The sequence below is a fragment of the Nitratifractor salsuginis DSM 16511 genome, from assembly GCF_000186245.1.
GTDB classification, from domain to species: Bacteria; Campylobacterota; Campylobacteria; order Campylobacterales; family Sulfurovaceae; genus Nitratifractor; species Nitratifractor salsuginis.
The window spans coordinates 353,933-372,281 of record NC_014935.1; the positions used below are offsets into that span (position 1 = coordinate 353,933).

General features: G+C 51.1%; 15 protein-coding genes. All 15 read left to right on the forward strand.

Annotated elements, in window-relative coordinates; genetic code table 11:
• The first annotated feature begins 9 nt into the window (after window positions 1-9).
• The 15 genes from NITSA_RS11475 (at window position 10) to sucD (ending at window position 18,052) form a co-directional block, all read left to right on the forward strand.
• Complete coding sequence (locus NITSA_RS11475) at window positions 10-720, forward strand: RHS repeat domain-containing protein (protein ID WP_013553312.1); 711 nt, start codon at window positions 10-12, stop codon at window positions 718-720.
• Between the two features lie 421 nt (window positions 721-1,141).
• Complete coding sequence (locus NITSA_RS11565) at window positions 1,142-1,891, forward strand: RHS repeat domain-containing protein (protein ID WP_013553313.1); 750 nt, start codon at window positions 1,142-1,144, stop codon at window positions 1,889-1,891.
• 344 nt (window positions 1,892-2,235) lie between these two features.
• Window positions 2,236-3,078: an RHS repeat domain-containing protein gene (locus tag NITSA_RS01785; RefSeq protein ID WP_013553315.1), complete on the forward strand. Its 843-nt coding sequence runs from the start codon at window positions 2,236-2,238 to the stop codon at window positions 3,076-3,078.
• A 3-nt stretch (window positions 3,079-3,081) separates the two neighbouring features.
• Window positions 3,082-3,456, forward strand: coding sequence for a hypothetical protein (locus tag NITSA_RS01790; RefSeq protein WP_148224921.1), 375 nt, complete (start codon window positions 3,082-3,084; stop codon window positions 3,454-3,456).
• A gap of 638 nt (window positions 3,457-4,094) precedes the next feature.
• Window positions 4,095-4,775: an RHS repeat domain-containing protein gene (locus tag NITSA_RS11570; protein ID WP_013553316.1), complete on the forward strand. Its 681-nt coding sequence runs from the start codon at window positions 4,095-4,097 to the stop codon at window positions 4,773-4,775.
• Complete coding sequence (locus tag NITSA_RS01800) at window positions 4,762-5,337, forward strand: hypothetical protein (protein ID WP_013553317.1); 576 nt, start codon at window positions 4,762-4,764, stop codon at window positions 5,335-5,337. The genes NITSA_RS11570 and NITSA_RS01800 overlap by 14 nt, the downstream gene beginning before the upstream one ends.
• Window positions 5,338-5,400: 63 nt before the next feature.
• On the forward strand, window positions 5,401-6,603 hold the full coding sequence (locus tag NITSA_RS01805; protein WP_013553318.1) for an RHS repeat domain-containing protein: 1,203 nt from the start codon (window positions 5,401-5,403) through the stop codon (window positions 6,601-6,603).
• Between the two features lie 45 nt (window positions 6,604-6,648).
• Window positions 6,649-6,993, forward strand: a complete 345-nt coding sequence (locus tag NITSA_RS01810) for an arsenate reductase family protein (protein WP_013553319.1) — start codon at window positions 6,649-6,651, stop codon at window positions 6,991-6,993.
• 86 nt (window positions 6,994-7,079) lie between these two features.
• Entirely contained in the window at window positions 7,080-10,631 is a 3,552-nt protein-coding gene (dnaE, locus tag NITSA_RS01815) for a DNA polymerase III subunit alpha (RefSeq protein ID WP_013553320.1), read from the forward strand.
• A 362-nt stretch (window positions 10,632-10,993) separates the two neighbouring features.
• The gene (locus tag NITSA_RS01820) at window positions 10,994-13,180 is read left to right on the forward strand and encodes an NADP-dependent isocitrate dehydrogenase (protein ID WP_013553321.1); all 2,187 of its coding nucleotides are present in this window, start codon (window positions 10,994-10,996) and stop codon (window positions 13,178-13,180) included.
• Between the two features lie 143 nt (window positions 13,181-13,323).
• Window positions 13,324-14,304: a malate dehydrogenase gene (gene mdh, locus NITSA_RS01825; RefSeq protein ID WP_013553322.1), complete on the forward strand. Its 981-nt coding sequence runs from the start codon at window positions 13,324-13,326 to the stop codon at window positions 14,302-14,304.
• 9 nt (window positions 14,305-14,313) lie between these two features.
• On the forward strand, window positions 14,314-15,165 hold the full coding sequence (locus NITSA_RS01830) for a fumarate hydratase (RefSeq protein WP_013553323.1): 852 nt from the start codon (window positions 14,314-14,316) through the stop codon (window positions 15,163-15,165).
• Between the two features lie 11 nt (window positions 15,166-15,176).
• On the forward strand, window positions 15,177-15,734 hold the full coding sequence (locus tag NITSA_RS01835; RefSeq protein WP_013553324.1) for a Fe-S-containing hydro-lyase: 558 nt from the start codon (window positions 15,177-15,179) through the stop codon (window positions 15,732-15,734).
• A gap of 273 nt (window positions 15,735-16,007) precedes the next feature.
• Entirely contained in the window at window positions 16,008-17,180 is a 1,173-nt protein-coding gene (gene sucC / locus NITSA_RS01840; RefSeq protein WP_013553325.1) for an ADP-forming succinate--CoA ligase subunit beta, read from the forward strand.
• Entirely contained in the window at window positions 17,180-18,052 is an 873-nt protein-coding gene (gene sucD / locus NITSA_RS01845) for a succinate--CoA ligase subunit alpha (RefSeq protein WP_013553326.1), read from the forward strand. The genes sucC and sucD overlap by 1 nt, the downstream gene beginning before the upstream one ends.
• Window positions 18,053-18,349 lie beyond the last annotated feature (297 nt).

Below are 18,349 nucleotides of genomic sequence, written 5' to 3' on the forward strand. Positions count from 1 at the left end.
ATATTTACCATAACAGACAGCAATGGCAAGAAGTATTATCTGCACTACGACCAGGTCGGCAGCCTCAGAGCCGTCACGGACAGGAGACACCGACTCGTCAAAGCGATCCGCTACGACAGCTATGGTAATATCCTAAAAGACAGTAACCCGGGATTTAAAGTCCCCTTCGGCTTCGCCGGAGGTCTTTACGACTCTGATACGGAGTTAACACACTTCGGCTTCAGAGAGTATGACCCCTTCACCGGCAAGTGGACCTCCAAAGACCCGCTCCTCTTCGGAGGAGGGGACAGTAACCTCTATGGGTATGTGCTGGGGGATCCGGTTGGTGGGTTTGACCCGATAGGTCTTTGGACTTTTGGAATCTCATTTAACTTTGGTTGGGGTGGTGGAGCCGGAGTTATAACGGGACTGAATTTTGTCTTCGATGGACATTGGAATTTTCAAATACAGTGGATCAAAGGAGCCGGAGGATACGCAGGTTTGGGGTTTGGAGGAACGATTGATCTTGAATGGTCAAATGCAGAATGTGTACAAGATTTAACAGGTTATGGTTATCAGCATGGTGCTGATGGACGAATTATTTTAGATTTGGAGGGTGGTGCATTTGGTGGTAACGGCTACAATGGATATTATGGTGGCATAGGTTTTGGATTAAATCTTGGTATTCCTTTTGGTTATGGTTTTTACGGTACACATACAAAGACGATATGGGAATACTAATATGCTACTACAAAAATGTATCCTCTTTTTAATTATAGTTTTTAGTTGTACATTCTTATCAATGTTGATATATGCAATATCAAGAATGCTTATAGGATACAAATTAGAAAAATTTTATCAAGAAAAGATGACGGATATATTTCCAGGATACGGAAATCCTAATAAATTTAATCGAACATATGGAATGGGGCCACTAAACTTTATCCGATTTGAAGATAAATTGTATCACAATGATAGTGTATTCGATATTATCGATAAAAGACTAATATTGGTTGCAAAAATATCAGGTTTTATCTTTTATATATCGCTTGCTGTGATATTGTTATCAATATTGGGAATATTTTTAAAAAAGTGTTGATAGGGTAATCCCCCCGAAAAACTGCTCTTCCCGTAAATAGGGTCCAGACGTTGAACATTTACTATAACAGACGCCAACGGCAAGAAGTATTACCTGCACTACGACCAGGTCGGCAGCCTCAGAGCCGTCACGGACAGGAGACATCGACTCGTCAAAGCGATCCGCTACGATAGCTATGGTAATATCCTAAGAGACAGTAACCCAGGATTTAAAGTCCCCTTCGGCTTCGCCGGAGGGCTCTATGACAGAGATACGAGGCTTGTCCACTTCGGCTTCAGAGAGTATGACCCCTTCACCGGCAAATGGACAGCAAAAGACCCAATTGGCTTTGCTGGTGGAGACAGCAACCTCTACGGGTATGTGCTGGGGGATCCGGTTAATTTGGTGGATCCGATGGGGTTATTGACAGAGCTTTATATATGGGAAGGTGTAGGATATGGAGAATCTGCATTTGGACATGTTTCCATAGGAATTAACAATATTTCATATTCTTGGGGACCGAAAGGTATGGATATTAGAAATTTAGATAATTATATTAAAATTCAGACCAATTTTAGAAATGGAATCCGTCTAACATTACCATTAACAACTGCACAAGAAAAGGTATTTGCTAAATATTTAAAAAATTATAGCAATAATAATAGTTATTGGTTCCCGGGTAATGTATGTACTGACCCGATAAACAAGGGATTGAGGAACCTCGGATTTGATTTTGATCCTCAAACTGTTCCAATGGCTTTGTACTTAGAATTGATTCATACAGGCATCGGGAGAAACCCCACATATATACGTAAGAGGATGAAATATCAATGAGGAGGATTCTTAGTATTTTTTTAATAGCGATTTTTGTTTATTCGCTATTTTTTATCTTAGCTATCTTCAAGTATAAATTTGTAAAATTTAATGATATTGATATAAATAAAGATGAGATATTGTCTCCTTCTGAAATAGATTATATTTTAGAAAGCGATGTACGGTATAGGTGTTATAGCGATGACAAAAAATATACTTATTATAATAATCTACCAGATAAAAAGGGGTGCAAAAAGATCAGTTTAGAGATTTATTCGCTTAAAGATGGATTGCCGATTAAAGAGGTGAATGTTTCGGATTTTTTAAAGTAATAAATAAAATCGGGATATGGGTCAGCAATATGGATGTCTGACGACAAGAGTGTAACCCTCCTGGCCGTCTATGACCGAGAGGACCGTCTGCTCCAACGCTTCGAATACGCCGGAGAGCGTATGCCCGTGGCGATGAGAGACGCCAACGGCAAGAAGTATTATCTGCACTACGACCAGGTCGGCAGCCTCAGAGCCGTCACGGACAGCAGACACCGACTCGTCAAAGCGATCCGCTACGACAGCTATGGTAATATCCTAAGAGACAGTAACCCAAGATTCCAAGTCCCCTTCGGCTTCGCCGGAGGGCTCTATGACAGAGATACGAAGCTTGTCCACTTCGGCTTCAGAGAGTACGATCCCTTCACCGGCAAATGGACCTCCAAAGACCCGCTCCTCTTCGGAGGAGGGGACAGCAACCTCTACGGGTATGTGCTGGGGGATCCGGTTAATTTGGTGGATCCGTGGGGTTTGACCGATGTCAACTCCGGGGGAGGAGCAGGTGCCGGATTTATGGCCGGCTTTGGTGGAGCGAACGTCCATTTCCATATCAACTGTAGTTCTAATGGATGCTTTAAAATAACAACCATTTGCGGGAGGGTCGGCCTGGGTATTGGATTCAATGTTGGTCTAGAAGGAAATGCGGGTATCGATCCTAGCGGCACATATGGCAAAGATTGTGACGGAGAGCCGAAAAAGTGTACATACGATTGGAGCTTGGGAATTGGAGGGGATTTGCACTTTGGGATAGAAGGATTTGGAGGTAGTATATCATATGGTTCAGGGGGGAGCAGTGTAATTGGGGATTTGCCTTTCGGGGGAGGATTGGATATCGGTGCTGGTATTGAAGCCTGTTTGGTTATTTCATGCCCACTTTGAATTATGGATCGTATGATGTGCAAAAAAATTATTTCTATACTCATAAAAATTGGTGAAAATAAAAAAATTACTCATTTAAAAAAAAACCTTCGTCCGCATTGGATGAAGTTGGTGTTTTTATCAATGACTTTTATTGTATTTGCCATATATAATGCTGGATTTATCTTGCATTCGAATATATTTTTAAAATCATTTGTTTTGTTTGTTATATTTATAATATCTATTCTTGGATTAGTCCAAGGATTTATGATATTTGAAGAAGCTGAAGGGGATTTACAGTATAGTTTTTGGAGGATTAATTATTGTTTTTCTTTTTTAATCGTTTTCGCAATATCTATTTATATATTATATTTAATAATTTCTTTATGGCTATATTGACCATGGTCCGACTGCACAATGTATAATGTAGGAGATGCAGGAGTGACAGTACGGAAAAGAGGCTTATGAGATCATTGGAGACTGGATTGGATTTTATAACCGGAAACGTGAACATTCGGTGCTGCATTACAAAACACCGGCAGAGGTGTTTCGTTTAGCGGCTTAGGTGTGCAGAAAGGGAGGGGTCATTACAAAAGATTACAGCCGCGCAACTCCAGTGATTACAAACATTAAATACCATACCATAGAATGGTATGGACCGATAGGGAATTATGAAAATGCCGGTGCAGCTATTGGGGCTGTTATAGGTTCCGGTTTCTCTGGTAGTTGGTGATTGATAATGCATGAATGTACCTGGACAGGATTTATCGGCTTCATCTTTGGATTCTTATTCTTTTTATTTGGCGCCATATTGGCTATTGTCATTACTATACAACATTTCATCTTTGGGATGAAAAAGGGGTTCTTTTTCAAGTATGGAGGGACGCCTTCAAATAATCCTTTTACGAATGTGCTTTTTTTTGGATTGATGGCAGCAATAGGTATTTATGCTGTCTGCTTTGACTTACCTTCTATAATTATAAAATACTGGCGATGCTTGCAAGGTTGAAAATACGTCAGAGGGAGTCAGACGTTGAATGTTTACCATAACAGACAGCAATGGCGAAAAGTACAACCTGCACTACGACCAGGTCGGCAGCCTCAGAGCCGTCACGGACAGGAGACACCGACTCGTCAAAGCGATCCGCTACGACAGCTATGGTAATATCCTAAAAGACAGTAACCCGGGATTTAAAGTCCCCTTCGGCTTCGCCGGAGGGCTCTATGACAGAGATACGAAGCTTGTCCACTTCGGCTTCAGAGAGTACGATCCCTTCACCGGCAAATGGACCTCCAAAGACCCGCTCCTCTTCGGAGGAGGGGACAGTAACCTCTATGGGTATGTGCTGGGGGATCCGGTGAATTTGGTGGACCCTGAGGGTACAATTGCTGGAGTTGATGATTTTGTATTAATAACTTATTTTGCATTTACAGCTACATTAGCAATCTATGAAGCACAGCAGTCTCATATCGGACAAGCTATAGTAAATTGGTGGAATGGACCACATTGGTGGGAAATGGCAGCGAAAGGTAATGTTGCCGATACGGCCATAACCCAAGCATTACAAAGAGAAGGAAGTGGTGGGAAAAATAGATGTGACTGGTTAAAAGAAAATGCTTATAGATGGTCAAAGGCACAAGTAAAAAGAACAGAAAAACTTGGGGTTGTAGACATTCAAGAAATAGTAAGGATCGGTGTAAAAAATGATATATCTTAGTAGTGACGATAGTTATGACATTCTTGCGGCAAGAGGAATGATGTGTAGCGATGAAAATGATGTGTATCAATTCTTAAATGACAAAGATTATAGAGTACGTACACTTGCTGCTCAAACAATACAAACAAAATATCCGACAAAAAAAAGCTTTGATATTGCAAAAGAAATGATTGAAAGTAATCAGGCAGACAAGATAGAACTTGGAACCTACATTCTTGGGCAATTAGGTACGCCGAATATGCCATTTTGGCGTGAATCATTTCCCTTGTTAGAAAATATCGTAAATACAAGTAATGACAAAAAGGCTATTGCATCAGCATTGTATGCACTTTCACATCTATGTTCATTGGCAAAGTGCAAAATAGATGAAAAACTATTATCAAAAATTATTGAATATACAAAAGATGAGAATAAGGATGTTGCAATTGCGGCATTGTTGACGCTGTCATCACAACCGGGAAATAAAAAAGTTGAAGATACTATTAAACATATTATTTTTGAATCCGATGATGCAAATTTAAGGGATTGGGCAGAAACAGCTTTAGAAATTATTAGGGATTAAAATTTATATTTTCATCCAGAAAAGGGGACCTAATCGCAATAGCCCAGCGGCAAAACGATCAATTTGCGTTATGCCGGCGGCCGCCTGGAGTCCATCGAGACCCCCGAAGGGAGCACCGTCTATGCCTACGCCTGCGCCGATTATCCCCGAAGCGTCGTCCGCGGCAATGAGCGGATCGATCTCCGCTATGACGGGGTCCTTCCTCTTGAAGTCAGCCTCGGCGGTACCCTGAGCCAAACGATCAAGTACCGCTACGATGAGCGATTTTTACCCGTGGAGATTTCGTACGCGGGCCGAAGCACCGCGCTGGAGTATGACCCCGACGGCGCCCTGGTTCACAGCGGCGACTTCACAATAACGCGTAAAGGGAAAAAGAGGCTGCGCCTGAAGATCACAGACGGCCGCTATACCCTCAAAAAGGATTTTAACGGTTACGGGGAACTTAGCTCCAGCCGGGATAGGACCCTGAAACTCAGGCTCGTGCGTAACCAAGCCGGACAAATCATCTTCAAATTCGAGCAGCTTCACGGCCGCTTCGGATTCTATTTCTACCGCTATGACAAGCGGGGCCGGCTCACCAAAGTGAGAAAAGGACTTCGGGTAGTCGAATCCTATACCTATGACGCCAACGGCAACAGAAAAAGCGCGACCCTCTACGGCAAACACTATGAGGGCAGCACTACCCTCGATGACGCTCTGCAGGTTTATGGGGATAATACCTACCGATACGATGAAGACGGTTACCTCATAGAAAAGACCACGCCGCAGGGAACGACGACTTATACCTACAACACTCTGGGGGCCCTTACGGAGGCAGACCTGCCCGACGGCACGCGAATTCACTACCTTCTTGACCCCCTCAACCGCCGGATCGCCAAAGAGGTCAACGGCACAATTACTCAAAAATATCTTTGGGCAGATCTTACTACACTTCTTGCTGTTTATGATAAAGATGACAACTTGGTACAACGCTTCGAATACGCCGGAGAGCGTATGCCCGTGGCGATGAGAGACGCCAACGGCAAGAAGTATTATCTGCACTACGACCAGGTCGGCAGCCTCAGAGCCGTCACGGACAGGAGACTCCGACTCGTCAAAGCCATCCGCTACGACAGCTATGGTAATATCCTAAGAGACAGTAACCCGGAATTCCAAGTCCCCTTCGGCTTCAGAGAGTACGATCCCGTCACCGGTAAGTGGACCTCCAAAGTCGTTTTTAATGAGAAAATAGAAGACAGAAATGAGAAATTAGTGTTCATTTCTTAGCACGTAACACATAACACGTAACACAATTCCCCAACGGAGATAAAAATGATCAAAGTTTATGGAATCAAAACCTGTGACACCGTGCGCAAGGCGTTAAAATTTCTCAAAGAGAAAGGCGTGGAGTTTGAATTTGTTGACTTCAAAAAGACTCCGGTCGGTTGTGAAAAGATCGACGAGTGGCTTCAGAAGGTTGACATCAATACCCTTTTCAACAAACGGGGGACCAAATACCGGATGCTCAAGCTCAAGGAGCTCGATCTCGACGAAGCGGGGATGCGGGAGTGGCTTTGCAAAGAGAATCTGCTGATCAAGCGGCCGGTGATTGAGCTGGAGGACGGCAGAGTGATCGTCGGCTTCGATCCTGAGAGATATGAGGAGATTTCCGGCTGATCTTCGGGGCTAACGCCTCTTTCAGCCCCCCTTCGCTACACTGAAATCACTTGAACGAAAAACAATATTTATAACCAGAGGAACGTATGTCCGAACACCCCCGATTTACCCATCTGCACCTGCATACCGAATATTCCCTGCTCGACGGGGCCAACAAGATCAAAGCCTTGGCCAAGAAGGTCAAAGCCCTGGGGATGGATTCCGTCGCTATGACCGACCACGGCAATATGTTCGGTACCATCGACTTTTACAATACGATGCGCAAAGAGGGGGTCAAACCCATCATCGGGATGGAAGCCTACCTCCACAACAGCGATGACCTGGGGGATAAATCGACCCGCCAGCGCTACCACCTCTGCCTCTATGCCAAGAACGAGATCGGCTACAAAAACCTGATGTATCTCAGCTCCCAGGCTTATCTGAAAGGCTTCTACTACTACCCGAGGATCAACAAAAAGCTGCTGCGGGAACACAGCGAGGGGCTGATCTGCTCTTCCGCCTGCCTGCAGGGAGAGGTCAACTGGCACCTCAACCTTAGCGACCGCAACAAGAAATTCGGGGCAGGGGGCTATGAAGAGGCCAAAAAGATCGCCCTGGAATACAAAGAGATCTTCGGCGACGATTTCTATCTGGAGCTGATGCGTCACGGCATCGGGGATCAGCAGCGTATCGACGAGCAGATCATCCGCCTCTCTTTGGAGACGGGGATCAAGATCATCGCCACCAACGACACCCACTACACCAACCCCGAGGATGCCGAGGCTCACGAAGCCTTTATGTGCATCGCGATGAACAAACAGTATGACGACCCCAACCGCCTACGCCACAGTGTCCACGAATTCTATGTCAAATCCCCCGAGGAGATGGCGCGGCTCTTTGCCGACATCCCCGAAGCTCTGGAGAATACCCAGGAGATCGCCGAGAAGTGCAATCTGGAGATCAAGCTGGGCAATCCCACACCGCCCAACTTCAAATTTACCAGAGAGCGAGCCAAGCTGGCGGGGCTGGAGCTTCCTGAACCGGAAGAGGAGTACTCCCTGGCCAACGACATCGTGCTCTTCGAACACGAGGCGCGCAAGGGATTGGAAAAACGCCTCGAACACGTGCCCGAAGAGAAGCATGCCGAATACCGGGAGCGTCTGGAGACCGAGATCGGCATCATCAACTCGATGAAATTCCCCGGCTATATGCTGATCGTCTGGGACTTCGTCCGGGCCGCCAAGGAGATGGGGATTCCCGTCGGGCCGGGCCGGGGGTCGGCCGCCGGATCGCTGGTGGCCTACAGCCTCTCCATCACCGACATCGACCCGATCCCCTACGGCCTGCTCTTCGAGCGTTTCCTCAACCCCGAGCGTGTGAGCATGCCCGATATCGATATGGATTTTTGCCAGAGCCGTCGCCAGGAGATTATCGACTATGTGGTGGAGAAGTACGGCCGGGTCAACGTGGCCCAGATCATCACCTTCGGTAAGCTTCTGGCCAAGGGGGTCATCCGGGATGTCGCCCGGGTGATGGGGCTGCCCTATGCCCAGGCCGACGCCTTTGCTAAGCTGATTCCTGACGAGCTGGGGATCACCCTCAAGGATGCCTACGCCAAAGAGCCCAAGATCAAAGAGCTCATCGAGCGGGACCCCAAGGCGGCCCAGGTGTGGCGATTCGCCCTGGCCCTGGAGGGGCTCAACCGCAACGCGGGCACCCACGCCGCCGGGGTGGTCATCTCCAACGAACCTCTCTGGGAAAAGACGCCCCTCTTCAAGCCCACGGGCCAAGAGACCCTGGCGACCCAATACAGCGGCAAGTATGTCGAGGATGTGGACCTGATCAAATTCGACTTCTTGGGGCTCAAGACCCTGACGACGATCGAAGAGGCGCTCCAGCTCATCGAGAAGCGCCACGGAAAGCGGATCGACTTCAAACAGGTCGATATCAACGACCCCAAGGTCTACGACTACATCGCCACCGGCAATACCCTGGGGCTCTTCCAGATTGAATCGGCGGGGATGCAGGATTTGGCCAAAAAGCTCAAACCCAGCAGTTTCGAAGATATCATCGCGATGCTGGCGCTTTATCGTCCGGGGCCGATGGAGTCGGGGATGCTCGATGATTTCGTGGAGCGCAAGCACGGCCGGGCGGAAATCACCTATATGTTCCCCGAACTCGAGCCGATCCTCAAGCCCACCTACGGCGTCATCGTCTATCAGGAACAGGTTATGCAGATCGTCCAGACCATCGGAGGGTTCAGTCTCGGCGGGGCGGACCTGGTGCGCCGGGCGATGGGAAAAAAGATCAAAGAAGAGATGGACAAGCTCAAGGGCCAATTCGCCGACGGGGCAGAGAAAAAGGGCTTCGACCGTGCCAAAGCCGAGGAGCTCTTCGACCTGATCGTCAAATTCGCCGGCTACGGATTCAACAAATCTCACTCCGCCGCCTATGCGATGGTCACCTTCTATACCTCTTATCTCAAGTGCTACTACCCCACGGAGTTTATGGCGGCCCAGCTGACCCTGGAGAAGGACAACACCACCAAGGTGGTTCGCTACGTCGATGCGGTCAAGCATATGGGGATCGACCTGCTACCCCCCGATGTCAACCGCTCCGACCTGGCCTTCATCGCCGACGAGATCGAGGGACGCCCGACGATCCTCTTCGGCCTGGGAGGGGTCAAAGGGGCGGGCGACGTCGCCATCCGCTCCATCCTCGAATCACGCGAGGAGGGGCCCTTTAGGGATCTGAGCGATTTCATCTCCAGGATCGACACTGCCAAGGTCAACAAGAAGGTGATCGAAGCCTTCATCAAGGCGGGGGCTCTCGACGGCCTGGGCTATACCCGCAAAGCGATGCTGACTCAGATCGAGGCGATCATGGAGGCGGCTTCCAAGGCGACCCAGGCGAAGAAGATGGCGGAGAATTCCCTTTTTGGCGCTGGAGAGGAGATGACCCATGTGGAGTTGGAGCTCGACCCGATGGAAGAGTTCGATCCCCTGCAGATGCTGGAGTTCGAGAAGGAGACGCTGGGCTTCTACGTCTCGGGCCACCCCCTCGATAAGTACCGTGAGGAATTGGCCAAGATCGATTACACCCTCAGCTCCGAGATCGACGAATTGGCCGACGGATCCCAGGCGCTCTTCATCGGCAAGATCGAATCGATCACCGAGAAGATCAGCAAAAAGGGCAACAAATTCGGCATTGCCAATGTGATGGACCTCCATGGGAACATCGAGCTGATGCTTTTTGCCGACCGGCTCAAGGAACTCGAAGAGGAGTTCGACCTGAGCAAACCCATCGCCTTCAAGGTCAAAGTGACCAAAGACGGTGACTTTACCCGGATGAATATCCTCAAGATCGAAACCCTCAAAGAGGCCCGCAAAGAGAAGGTCAAGGTCAAGAAGGAGCAAAAACACACCGAAGCCCCCGAAGAACAGCCTCCGGTGATCCTGGCACTGGACCTGATGCCCGATCCCAAGATCATCGAAGAGCTCTACTGCCTGGCGGAGCGCAATCCCGGCCCCCATCCCCTGCAGCTCCAGATCCGCTCCAAGCTGGCGGATGTGGTGATCGAATCCAAAGTCCACGTCAGCCGCTCCATCATCGAAGCGGCTCGAAGCCTGGGAATCACACCGGCGGAGAAGAGCGCATAGTGGTAATTGATGGAAGATTGAAGATTGAGGATGGAAGGTTGAGGATGATTTTGGATTATGGATTTTAGATTTTGGAATAAGAGTTGAGTATGTAATGAGGAAGCGGGCAAATAAATTTTCTCAACGCTCAACGCTCAGCACTCAACGCTGTAAAAAAGGTTACGCCTTTTCCCATTCTTCTCCAAAACTCCGTATTTCAAAGAGTGGCGAAAGCCTATGGCCCTGAAATGTAGCCTCTGATTGTGTAGCTCCGAAACACTTTTAAAGAGTTGCAAACTCCCGGCCCCCCATCCAATTATCCCTCTACCTTGACCCGATATAATAAACCCACACCATCCCAAACTTTTCAGGAGAAATAACCCATGAGTAAAAAACCCACCATCGTCTGGTCTAAAATCGATGAAGCACCGGCACTTGCGACCTACTCCCTCTATCCTGTCGTGAAAAAGTATGTCGGCAAAGCCGGCGTCAATATGCGCCTGAGTGATATCTCCCTGGCGGCCCGGACTCTGGCGGCTATGGGCAAGCATGAGGATGAGCTGGCCCAGCTGGGTGAATTGGTTCACAAGCCCGAAGCCAACATTATCAAACTCCCCAATATCTCAGCCTCTCTGACCCAGCTCAAAGAGTGTATCGCCGAGCTTCAGGAGCATGGACACGACATTCCCGATTATCCTGAAAACCCCCAGACCGAGGAGGAGAAGCAGATCGCGGCCAAATACGCTACCTGCCTCGGCTCCGCGGTCAACCCTGTCCTGCGGGAAGGAAACTCCGACCGCCGCTCCGCTCTGGCAGTCAAGCGCTATGCCCAGAAGCATCCCCACCGCCTCAAGCCCTTCGCCGAGAATTCTCAGGCGAAGGTGGCCCATATGAACGGTGACGGTGACTTCTACGGTAACGAGCAGTCGATCATCAACCCCAAGGCCCAAACCATCTCCATCAAGCTCAACGGCAAGACCCTCAAAGAGATCGAGGCGGAGACCGATGAGGTGCTCGATGCCACCTTTATGTCGGTCAGAAAGCTGCGCGACTTTTATCAAAAGACCATCGAAGAGGCCAAAGAGAAGGATCTGATCTGGTCCCTGCACCTCAAAGCGACCATGATGAAGATCTCCGATCCCATTATGTTTGGCCATGCGGTCCAGGTCTTTTTCAAGGATGTCTTCGAAAAGTACGGCGACGAGTTCAAGCGCCTGGGTGTCAACCCCAATCAGGGACTGGGCGATCTCTATGAGAAGCTTCAAAACTCCGACAAAAAAGAGGAGATCGAAGCGGCGATCAAGGATGTGATCCTCAACGGTAAGCCCGATCTGGCCATGAGCGACAGCGACAAGCTCATCACCAACCTTGACGCGCCCAACCTGGTCATCGTCGATGCCTCGATGCCGGTCGTCGTCCGCGAAGGCGGTAAGCAGTGGGACAAAAACGGAGAAGCCCGCGAAACCCTGGCGGTCATCCCCGACAGCAGTTATGCCCGCTTCTATGAAGCGATGATGGAAGATTGCAAAAAGAACGGCCAGTTCGATGTCACCACGATGGGCCGCGTCTCCAACGTGGGCTTGATGGCCAAAAAAGCCGAAGAGTACGGTTCGCACCCCACCACCTTCGAAGTGGCCGAAGACGGCGTGATGGAAGTGGTCTCCGAAACCGGCGAAGTGCTGATGAAGCACGAAGTGGAGAAGGGCGACATTTGGCGCCTGGTCCGTGCCAAAGACGACGCGATCCGTGACTGGGTCCGCCTGGCGGTCGAGCGCGCCCGCATCGAGGGAGTTCCCGCTGTCTTCTGGCTCGACAAGAACCGCGCCCATGATGCCAATATGATCAAGCAGGTCGAGAAATACCTCAAAGAGTATGACACCACCGGATTGGAATTGCCCATTATGGATGTCACCGAGGCGACCTACTACACCAACGAGCGGGCTCGGGCCGGTCTGGATACCATCTCCGTCACCGGAAACGCCCTGCGGGATTACCTGACCGATATGTATCCCATCCTCGAACTGGGCACCTCCGCCAAGATGCTCTCCATCGTTCCTTTGCTCGCAGGCGGCGGCCTCTTCGAGACGGGTGCGGGCGGTTCGGCTCCCAAGCATGTGGAGCAGTTCCTCAAAGAGGGACACCTGCGCTGGGACAGCCTGGGAGAATTCCTGGCGCTGGCCGAGTCGCTGCGTATGGAGTATATGAAGTCCGAGAACGAGAAGATCGGCGTGATGGCCGATACCCTCGACAAGGCCAATGAAGCCTACCTCGAGAACGACAAGTCTCCCAGCCGCAAGTGCTGCGAACCCGACAACAAAGCGAGCCACTACTGGCTGGCCCGCTACTGGGCCGAGGCGCTGAGCACCCAGACGGTCGACAAAGAGCTCTCAGACACCTTTACACCGGTGGCTGACGCGCTGGCCAAGAACGAAGAGAAGATCCTCGAAGAGCTTCTCTCCGTCGAAGGCAAAGAGCAGGATATCGGCGGCTATTACGATCCCGACGAGCTCAAGGCGGAAAAAGCGATGCGCCCCAGCCAGACTTTCAACGAGATCATCGACAATCTCTAAAAAGCGTTGAGAGGCATCGAGCCTCTTTGATTCAAGGGAGCCGGCTCCCGATCGCGAAAGCGAAGCAGAGCAGAGCTGAGCGTTATGAAGATGTTGAGCTATGTTTTGCAGGCGATCGAGAGCCGGCCCGAGAAAGGAGTTTTATGGCAAGAGGAAAGAAAGTAACGATTATCGGAGCAGGGAATGTGGGCGCGACCGTCGCCTACTCCCTGGCGATGAAGGGGACCTGTCATGAAGTGATGCTTCGGGACCGCAATCCCGAGATCGCCAAGGGCAAGGCGCTGGATATGTCCCAGGCGGCCAATGCCGCCCGGCAGCATACTCTGGTCAGTGTGGCGGAAAAAGCCGAGGATATGGCGGGAACCGACGTCTTCGTCGTGACCGCCGGGTTTCCCCGCAAGCCGGGGATGAGCCGGGATGACCTGCTGATGATGAATGCACAGATCACCAAAGAGGTGGTCACCGACATCCGGGAACAGGCTCCCGATTCCATCATCATCATGGTCTCCAACCCGCTCGATGTCATGACCTATGTGGCGCTCAAAGAGAGCGGCTTTCCCAAAGAGCGGGTCGTCGGGATGGCCGGGATCCTCGACAGTGCCCGTATGGCCCACTTCATCTATGAGAAGATCCGCTACGGTGCCGGCCAGATCCGTGCCTCGGTGATGGGCGGGCACGGAGACGATATGGTGCCTCTGCCCAAGTTTTCCACCGTGGCCGGAGTGCCGTTGACCGATATTCTCAGCGAAGAGGAGATCCTCGACGTGGTGGAGCGGACCAAGCACGGCGGTGCCGAGATCGTGGGGTATCTCAAGACCGGTTCCGCCTATTACGCGCCGGCCAAATCGACGGCCATTATGGTCGAGGCGATCCTCAAGGATACCCGCCAGATCCACCCCTGTGCCGTCTACCTCGACGGCCACTACGGCTATCGGGATGTGGTCTCCGGTGTCCCCATCGCTCTGGGGGCCAACGGAGTGGAAAAACTTTTCGAAGTGACCCTCAACGAGAATCAGAAAAAACGGTTCGCCAAGAGTGTCGCTTCCGTTCGTTCCATGATCAATGTGCTCAAAAGGAACAACTTCTTCACCAACCCCGAAGACAACATCATTACAGAAGAGTAAAGGATAACTATGAGAGAGATACAGTACGACGATCTGGTCAAATCGGTCAAAGCGATGGTGATGCACACCGCATCCCACCTTCCCGAAGATGCCCTCAAAGCCATCGAAAAGGCTTACAACGAGGAGAAGAGCGAAGTGGCCAAGTCGGTCCTAAAGCAGATCCTCGACAATGCCCACCTGGCCAGTGAAGAGGATCGCCCTCTTTGCCAGGATACGGGATTGGCGGTCTACTTCATCAATGTGGGCGAAGATGTCAAAGTGGTGGGAGGCTCCATCCGAGACGCCGTCAACCAGGCGACCGAAGAGGCGTACAAAGAGGGGTATCTGCGGGCGAGCACCTGCGACTGCTTCGACCGCCACAACCTCAAAGATGAGGTCGGCTACAACCTCCCGGCGGTTATCCACTTCGATATCGTTCCCGGTGACAAGATCGAGATCGAATATGCCGCCAAGGGTGGCGGAAGCGAAAACGTCTCCCGCGCTACCGTCCTGGCTCCCGCCCAGGGCAAAGAGGGAATCAAAAACTTCGTCAAGCAGGTCATCAGCGACGCGGGCCCCAACCCCTGTCCTCCGATCATCGTCGGTGTGGGTATCGGCGGGACTTTCGAAGTGGCGGCCAAATCCTCCAAGCACGCCCTCTTCCGTGAAGCGGGCACGCCCAACCCCAATCCGGATCTCGACGCTTTTGAGCAGGAGCTCAAAGAGGAGCTCAACAAGCTCGGAATCGGCGCCATGGGCATGGGGGGAACCCAGACAGTCCTGGCGGTTCATATCGAAAAGAACCCCTGCCACATCGCTTCACTGCCCGTCAGTGTCAACGTCCAGTGCCACAGTTCACGGCACTCCCATATCACCCTCTAAAAGGATCGAAGATGGCTGAATATCATATGACAACCCCCTTGACAGACGAAGATGTCGAGAAGCTCGAAGCAGGAGATATCGTCTATCTCAACGGCACCATCTATACGGCCCGTGACGCGGCCCACAAGCGCCTGGTGGATCTGATCGAAAAGGGCGAGCAGCTCCCCTTCGACCTGAAGGGATCGGTGATCTATTTCGTCGGCCCCACCCCGCCCAAGCCGGGTGAGCCCATCGGCAGTGCCGGCCCCACTACCAGCTACCGGATGGACAGCTACTCCCCGATCCTGATCGAACATGGACAAAAAGGGATGATCGGAAAAGGGAAGCGTAACGAAGCGGTCAAAGAGGCGTGCAAAAAATACAAGGCGGTCTATTTCGGTGCCACCGGAGGTGCCGGGGCTCTCATCGCCAAAGCGATCAAAAAGGCCGAAGTGATCGCCTACCCCGAGTTGGGCCCCGAAGCGATCCGCAAACTGGAGGTCGAAGAGTTTCCCGTGACGGTCATTAACGATACTCACGGCAACGACCTCTACGAGATGGGACGGGCGAAATACGAAGTGAAGGATTGACCCCTCACTTCGAGCGAGGCGTGCTGCGCACTTAGTGAGGCGCTTCGCTTAGTGGGTAGTGTGTAGAAAAAATTTGCAGATTGGCAATGGCCTGGTCTATAATCCCACTCATCTTTTGATAATGGCGTTGCAAGGCAACGCATACCAAAATTCCTCATTCCTCACTCATTTCGTAACACTTTCCCTCTTTCCCCTGCTGAAATACGGTTGTTTCATCTGCGGATGACCTTATTCCTTCTATAATAAAGGACTTCAACGCAAAAGGAGCATACCGTGAATATTCATGAGTATCAGGCGAAAGAGATCTTCCGCAAGTACAACGTCCCCGTACCCCGCGGAAAAGTTGCCTTCACCGTCGATGAGGCGGTGGAAGCGGCCAAAGAGCTGGGAGGGAATCTCTGGGTAGTCAAAGCCCAGATCCATGCCGGAGGCCGTGGACTCGGCGGCGGGGTCAAGCTGGCCAAGTCCATCGACGAAGTGCGCCATTGGGCCGATGAAATCCTCGGAATGACCCTGGTGACCCATCAGACCGGGCCCGAAGGGAAAGTGGTCCACAAGGTCTATATCGAAGAGGGTGCCGACATCGCCAAAGAGTTCTATCTGGGAATGCTCCTGGACCGCGCGGCGGAGATGCCGGTCATGATGGCGTCCACCGAAGGGGGAATGGAGATTGAGAAGGTCGCGGCCGAAACCCCTGAAAAGATCGTCAAGGTCACCATCGACCCCACCATCGGCTTCCAGGGATTCCACGGGCGCAAGCTGGCCTTTGGCCTCGGTCTGCCCAAAGAGGAGATCGGGACTTTCATCAAATTCGCTTCGGCGCTCTACAACGCCTATATGGACAACGACGCCGAGATGATCGAGATCAACCCCCTGATCAAGACCGGAGACGGGAAGTTTCTGGCGCTCGACGCCAAGATGGGCTTCGATGACAATGCGCTCTACCGCCATCCGGACATTTCAGAGATGCGGGACCTCGAAGAGGAAGAGCCCACCGAGCTCGAAGCCAAAGCGCACGGCCTGAGCTACATCAAGCTCGACGGCAATGTCGGCTGTATGGTCAACGGTGCCGGACTGGCGATGGCGACGATGGATATCATCAAGCACGAAGGGGGCGAGCCGGCCAACTTCCTCGACGTGGGAGGCGGGGCCAACCCCGAAACGGTCGCGAAAGGCTTCGAGATCATTCTCAAAGATCCCAACGTCAAAGCGATCTTCGTCAACATCTTCGGCGGGATCGTCCGCTGCGACCGGGTTGCCAACGGCATTCTCGAAGCGACCAAGATCACCGATGTGAATGTGCCTGTGGTCGTGCGCCTGGACGGTACCAACGCCGATGAAGCCGCAGAGATTCTCAAAAACGCCAATATCGAAAACATCATTGCCGCCGAAAATCTTGCCGATGGTGCCCGCAAAGCCGTCGCCGCTGCGAAAGGAGAGCTCTAATGTCTATTCTCGTTAACAAAGATACCAAAGTCATCGTTCAGGGATTTACCGGAAAAGAGGGAACTTTCCACGCCTCTCAGTGCATTGATTACGGAACGAAGATCGTCGGGGGGGTCACGCCCGGCAAGGGCGGTCAGGAGCACCTGGGACGCCCCGTGTTTAACACGGTCAAAGAGGCGGTCGACAGTACGGGTGCCACGGTCAGTATGATCTTCGTTCCGCCCGCATTCGTCGCCGACGCGGTGATGGAGGCAGCGGAAGCAGGAATCGATCTGGCGGTCATCATCACCGAAGGGGCCCCGGTCAAGGATATGATGTATGCCAAAATGTACGCCACCAAAAAAGGGATGAAGACTATTGGGCCCAACTGCCCCGGAATCATTACCGCCGAAGAGTGCAAGATCGGCATCATGCCCGGTAATATTTTCAAAAAGGGTAATGTGGGCCTGATCTCCAAATCGGGAACCCTGACCTATGAGGCTTCCCATCAGGTGGTCCAGGAGGGGTACGGCATCACTACCGCTGTGGGAATCGGAGGCGATCCCATCATCGGCCTGAGCTACAAGCAGCTCCTGCCGATGTTCGAAGCCGATCCCGAGACCGAGGCGATCGTGATGATCGGAGAGATCGGTGGAGACCTGGAGATCCAGGCGGCCGCTTACATCAAAGAGAATATCAGCAAGCCTGTCGTCGCCTTCATCGCCGGTCAGACCGCGCCCAAAGGCAAGCGGATGGGCCATGCCGGCGCCATTATCAGCGGCGGTAGCGGTACCGCTGCCGAGAAGATGGCAGCCCTCGAAGCGGCCGGTGTCAAAGTCGTCGTTTCTCCTGCCGATATCGGCAAAGCGGTCAAAGAGGTTCTGAGCAAATAGAGACCTTGCCCCGTGAGGGGAGGGTGTATTTTATAGATCGGTTGCTTATTGCTCCTTTGAGATCCTTACTCATTTCCAGTCAATAGTCTCTCAATCCAAAATCTACGATCGTTCATCTGACAAAACCCCAATCTCAACATCATCATTATTTTTGATGATATTATCCCATTATAATCATTATTTTTTCATTTATTGTTGCAAAAGGTAACAAAAACTTTATACATTAAAAAAATTACCTCTTTCATTATTAAATTAATTTATAGTGCGCTATACTTCACTTGACCGAGGTCAAGTAAC

Coding starts and splice junctions, on each gene's coding strand:
- NITSA_RS01790 (WP_148224921.1), top strand. CDS start 3,082: ATGGATCGTATGATGTGCAAAAAAATTATTTCTATACTCATAAAAATT.
- sucD (WP_013553326.1), top strand. CDS start 17,180: ATGTCTATTCTCGTTAACAAAGATACCAAAGTCATCGTTCAGGGATTT.
- mdh (WP_013553322.1), top strand. CDS start 13,324: ATGGCAAGAGGAAAGAAAGTAACGATTATCGGAGCAGGGAATGTGGGC.
- NITSA_RS11570 (WP_013553316.1), top strand. CDS start 4,095: ATGTTTACCATAACAGACAGCAATGGCGAAAAGTACAACCTGCACTAC.
- NITSA_RS01800 (WP_013553317.1), top strand. CDS start 4,762: ATGATATATCTTAGTAGTGACGATAGTTATGACATTCTTGCGGCAAGA.
- NITSA_RS01785 (WP_013553315.1), top strand. CDS start 2,236: ATGTCTGACGACAAGAGTGTAACCCTCCTGGCCGTCTATGACCGAGAG.
- NITSA_RS01810 (WP_013553319.1), top strand. CDS start 6,649: ATGATCAAAGTTTATGGAATCAAAACCTGTGACACCGTGCGCAAGGCG.
- NITSA_RS01830 (WP_013553323.1), top strand. CDS start 14,314: ATGAGAGAGATACAGTACGACGATCTGGTCAAATCGGTCAAAGCGATG.
- NITSA_RS01835 (WP_013553324.1), top strand. CDS start 15,177: ATGGCTGAATATCATATGACAACCCCCTTGACAGACGAAGATGTCGAG.
- dnaE (WP_013553320.1), top strand. CDS start 7,080: ATGTCCGAACACCCCCGATTTACCCATCTGCACCTGCATACCGAATAT.
- NITSA_RS01820 (WP_013553321.1), top strand. CDS start 10,994: ATGAGTAAAAAACCCACCATCGTCTGGTCTAAAATCGATGAAGCACCG.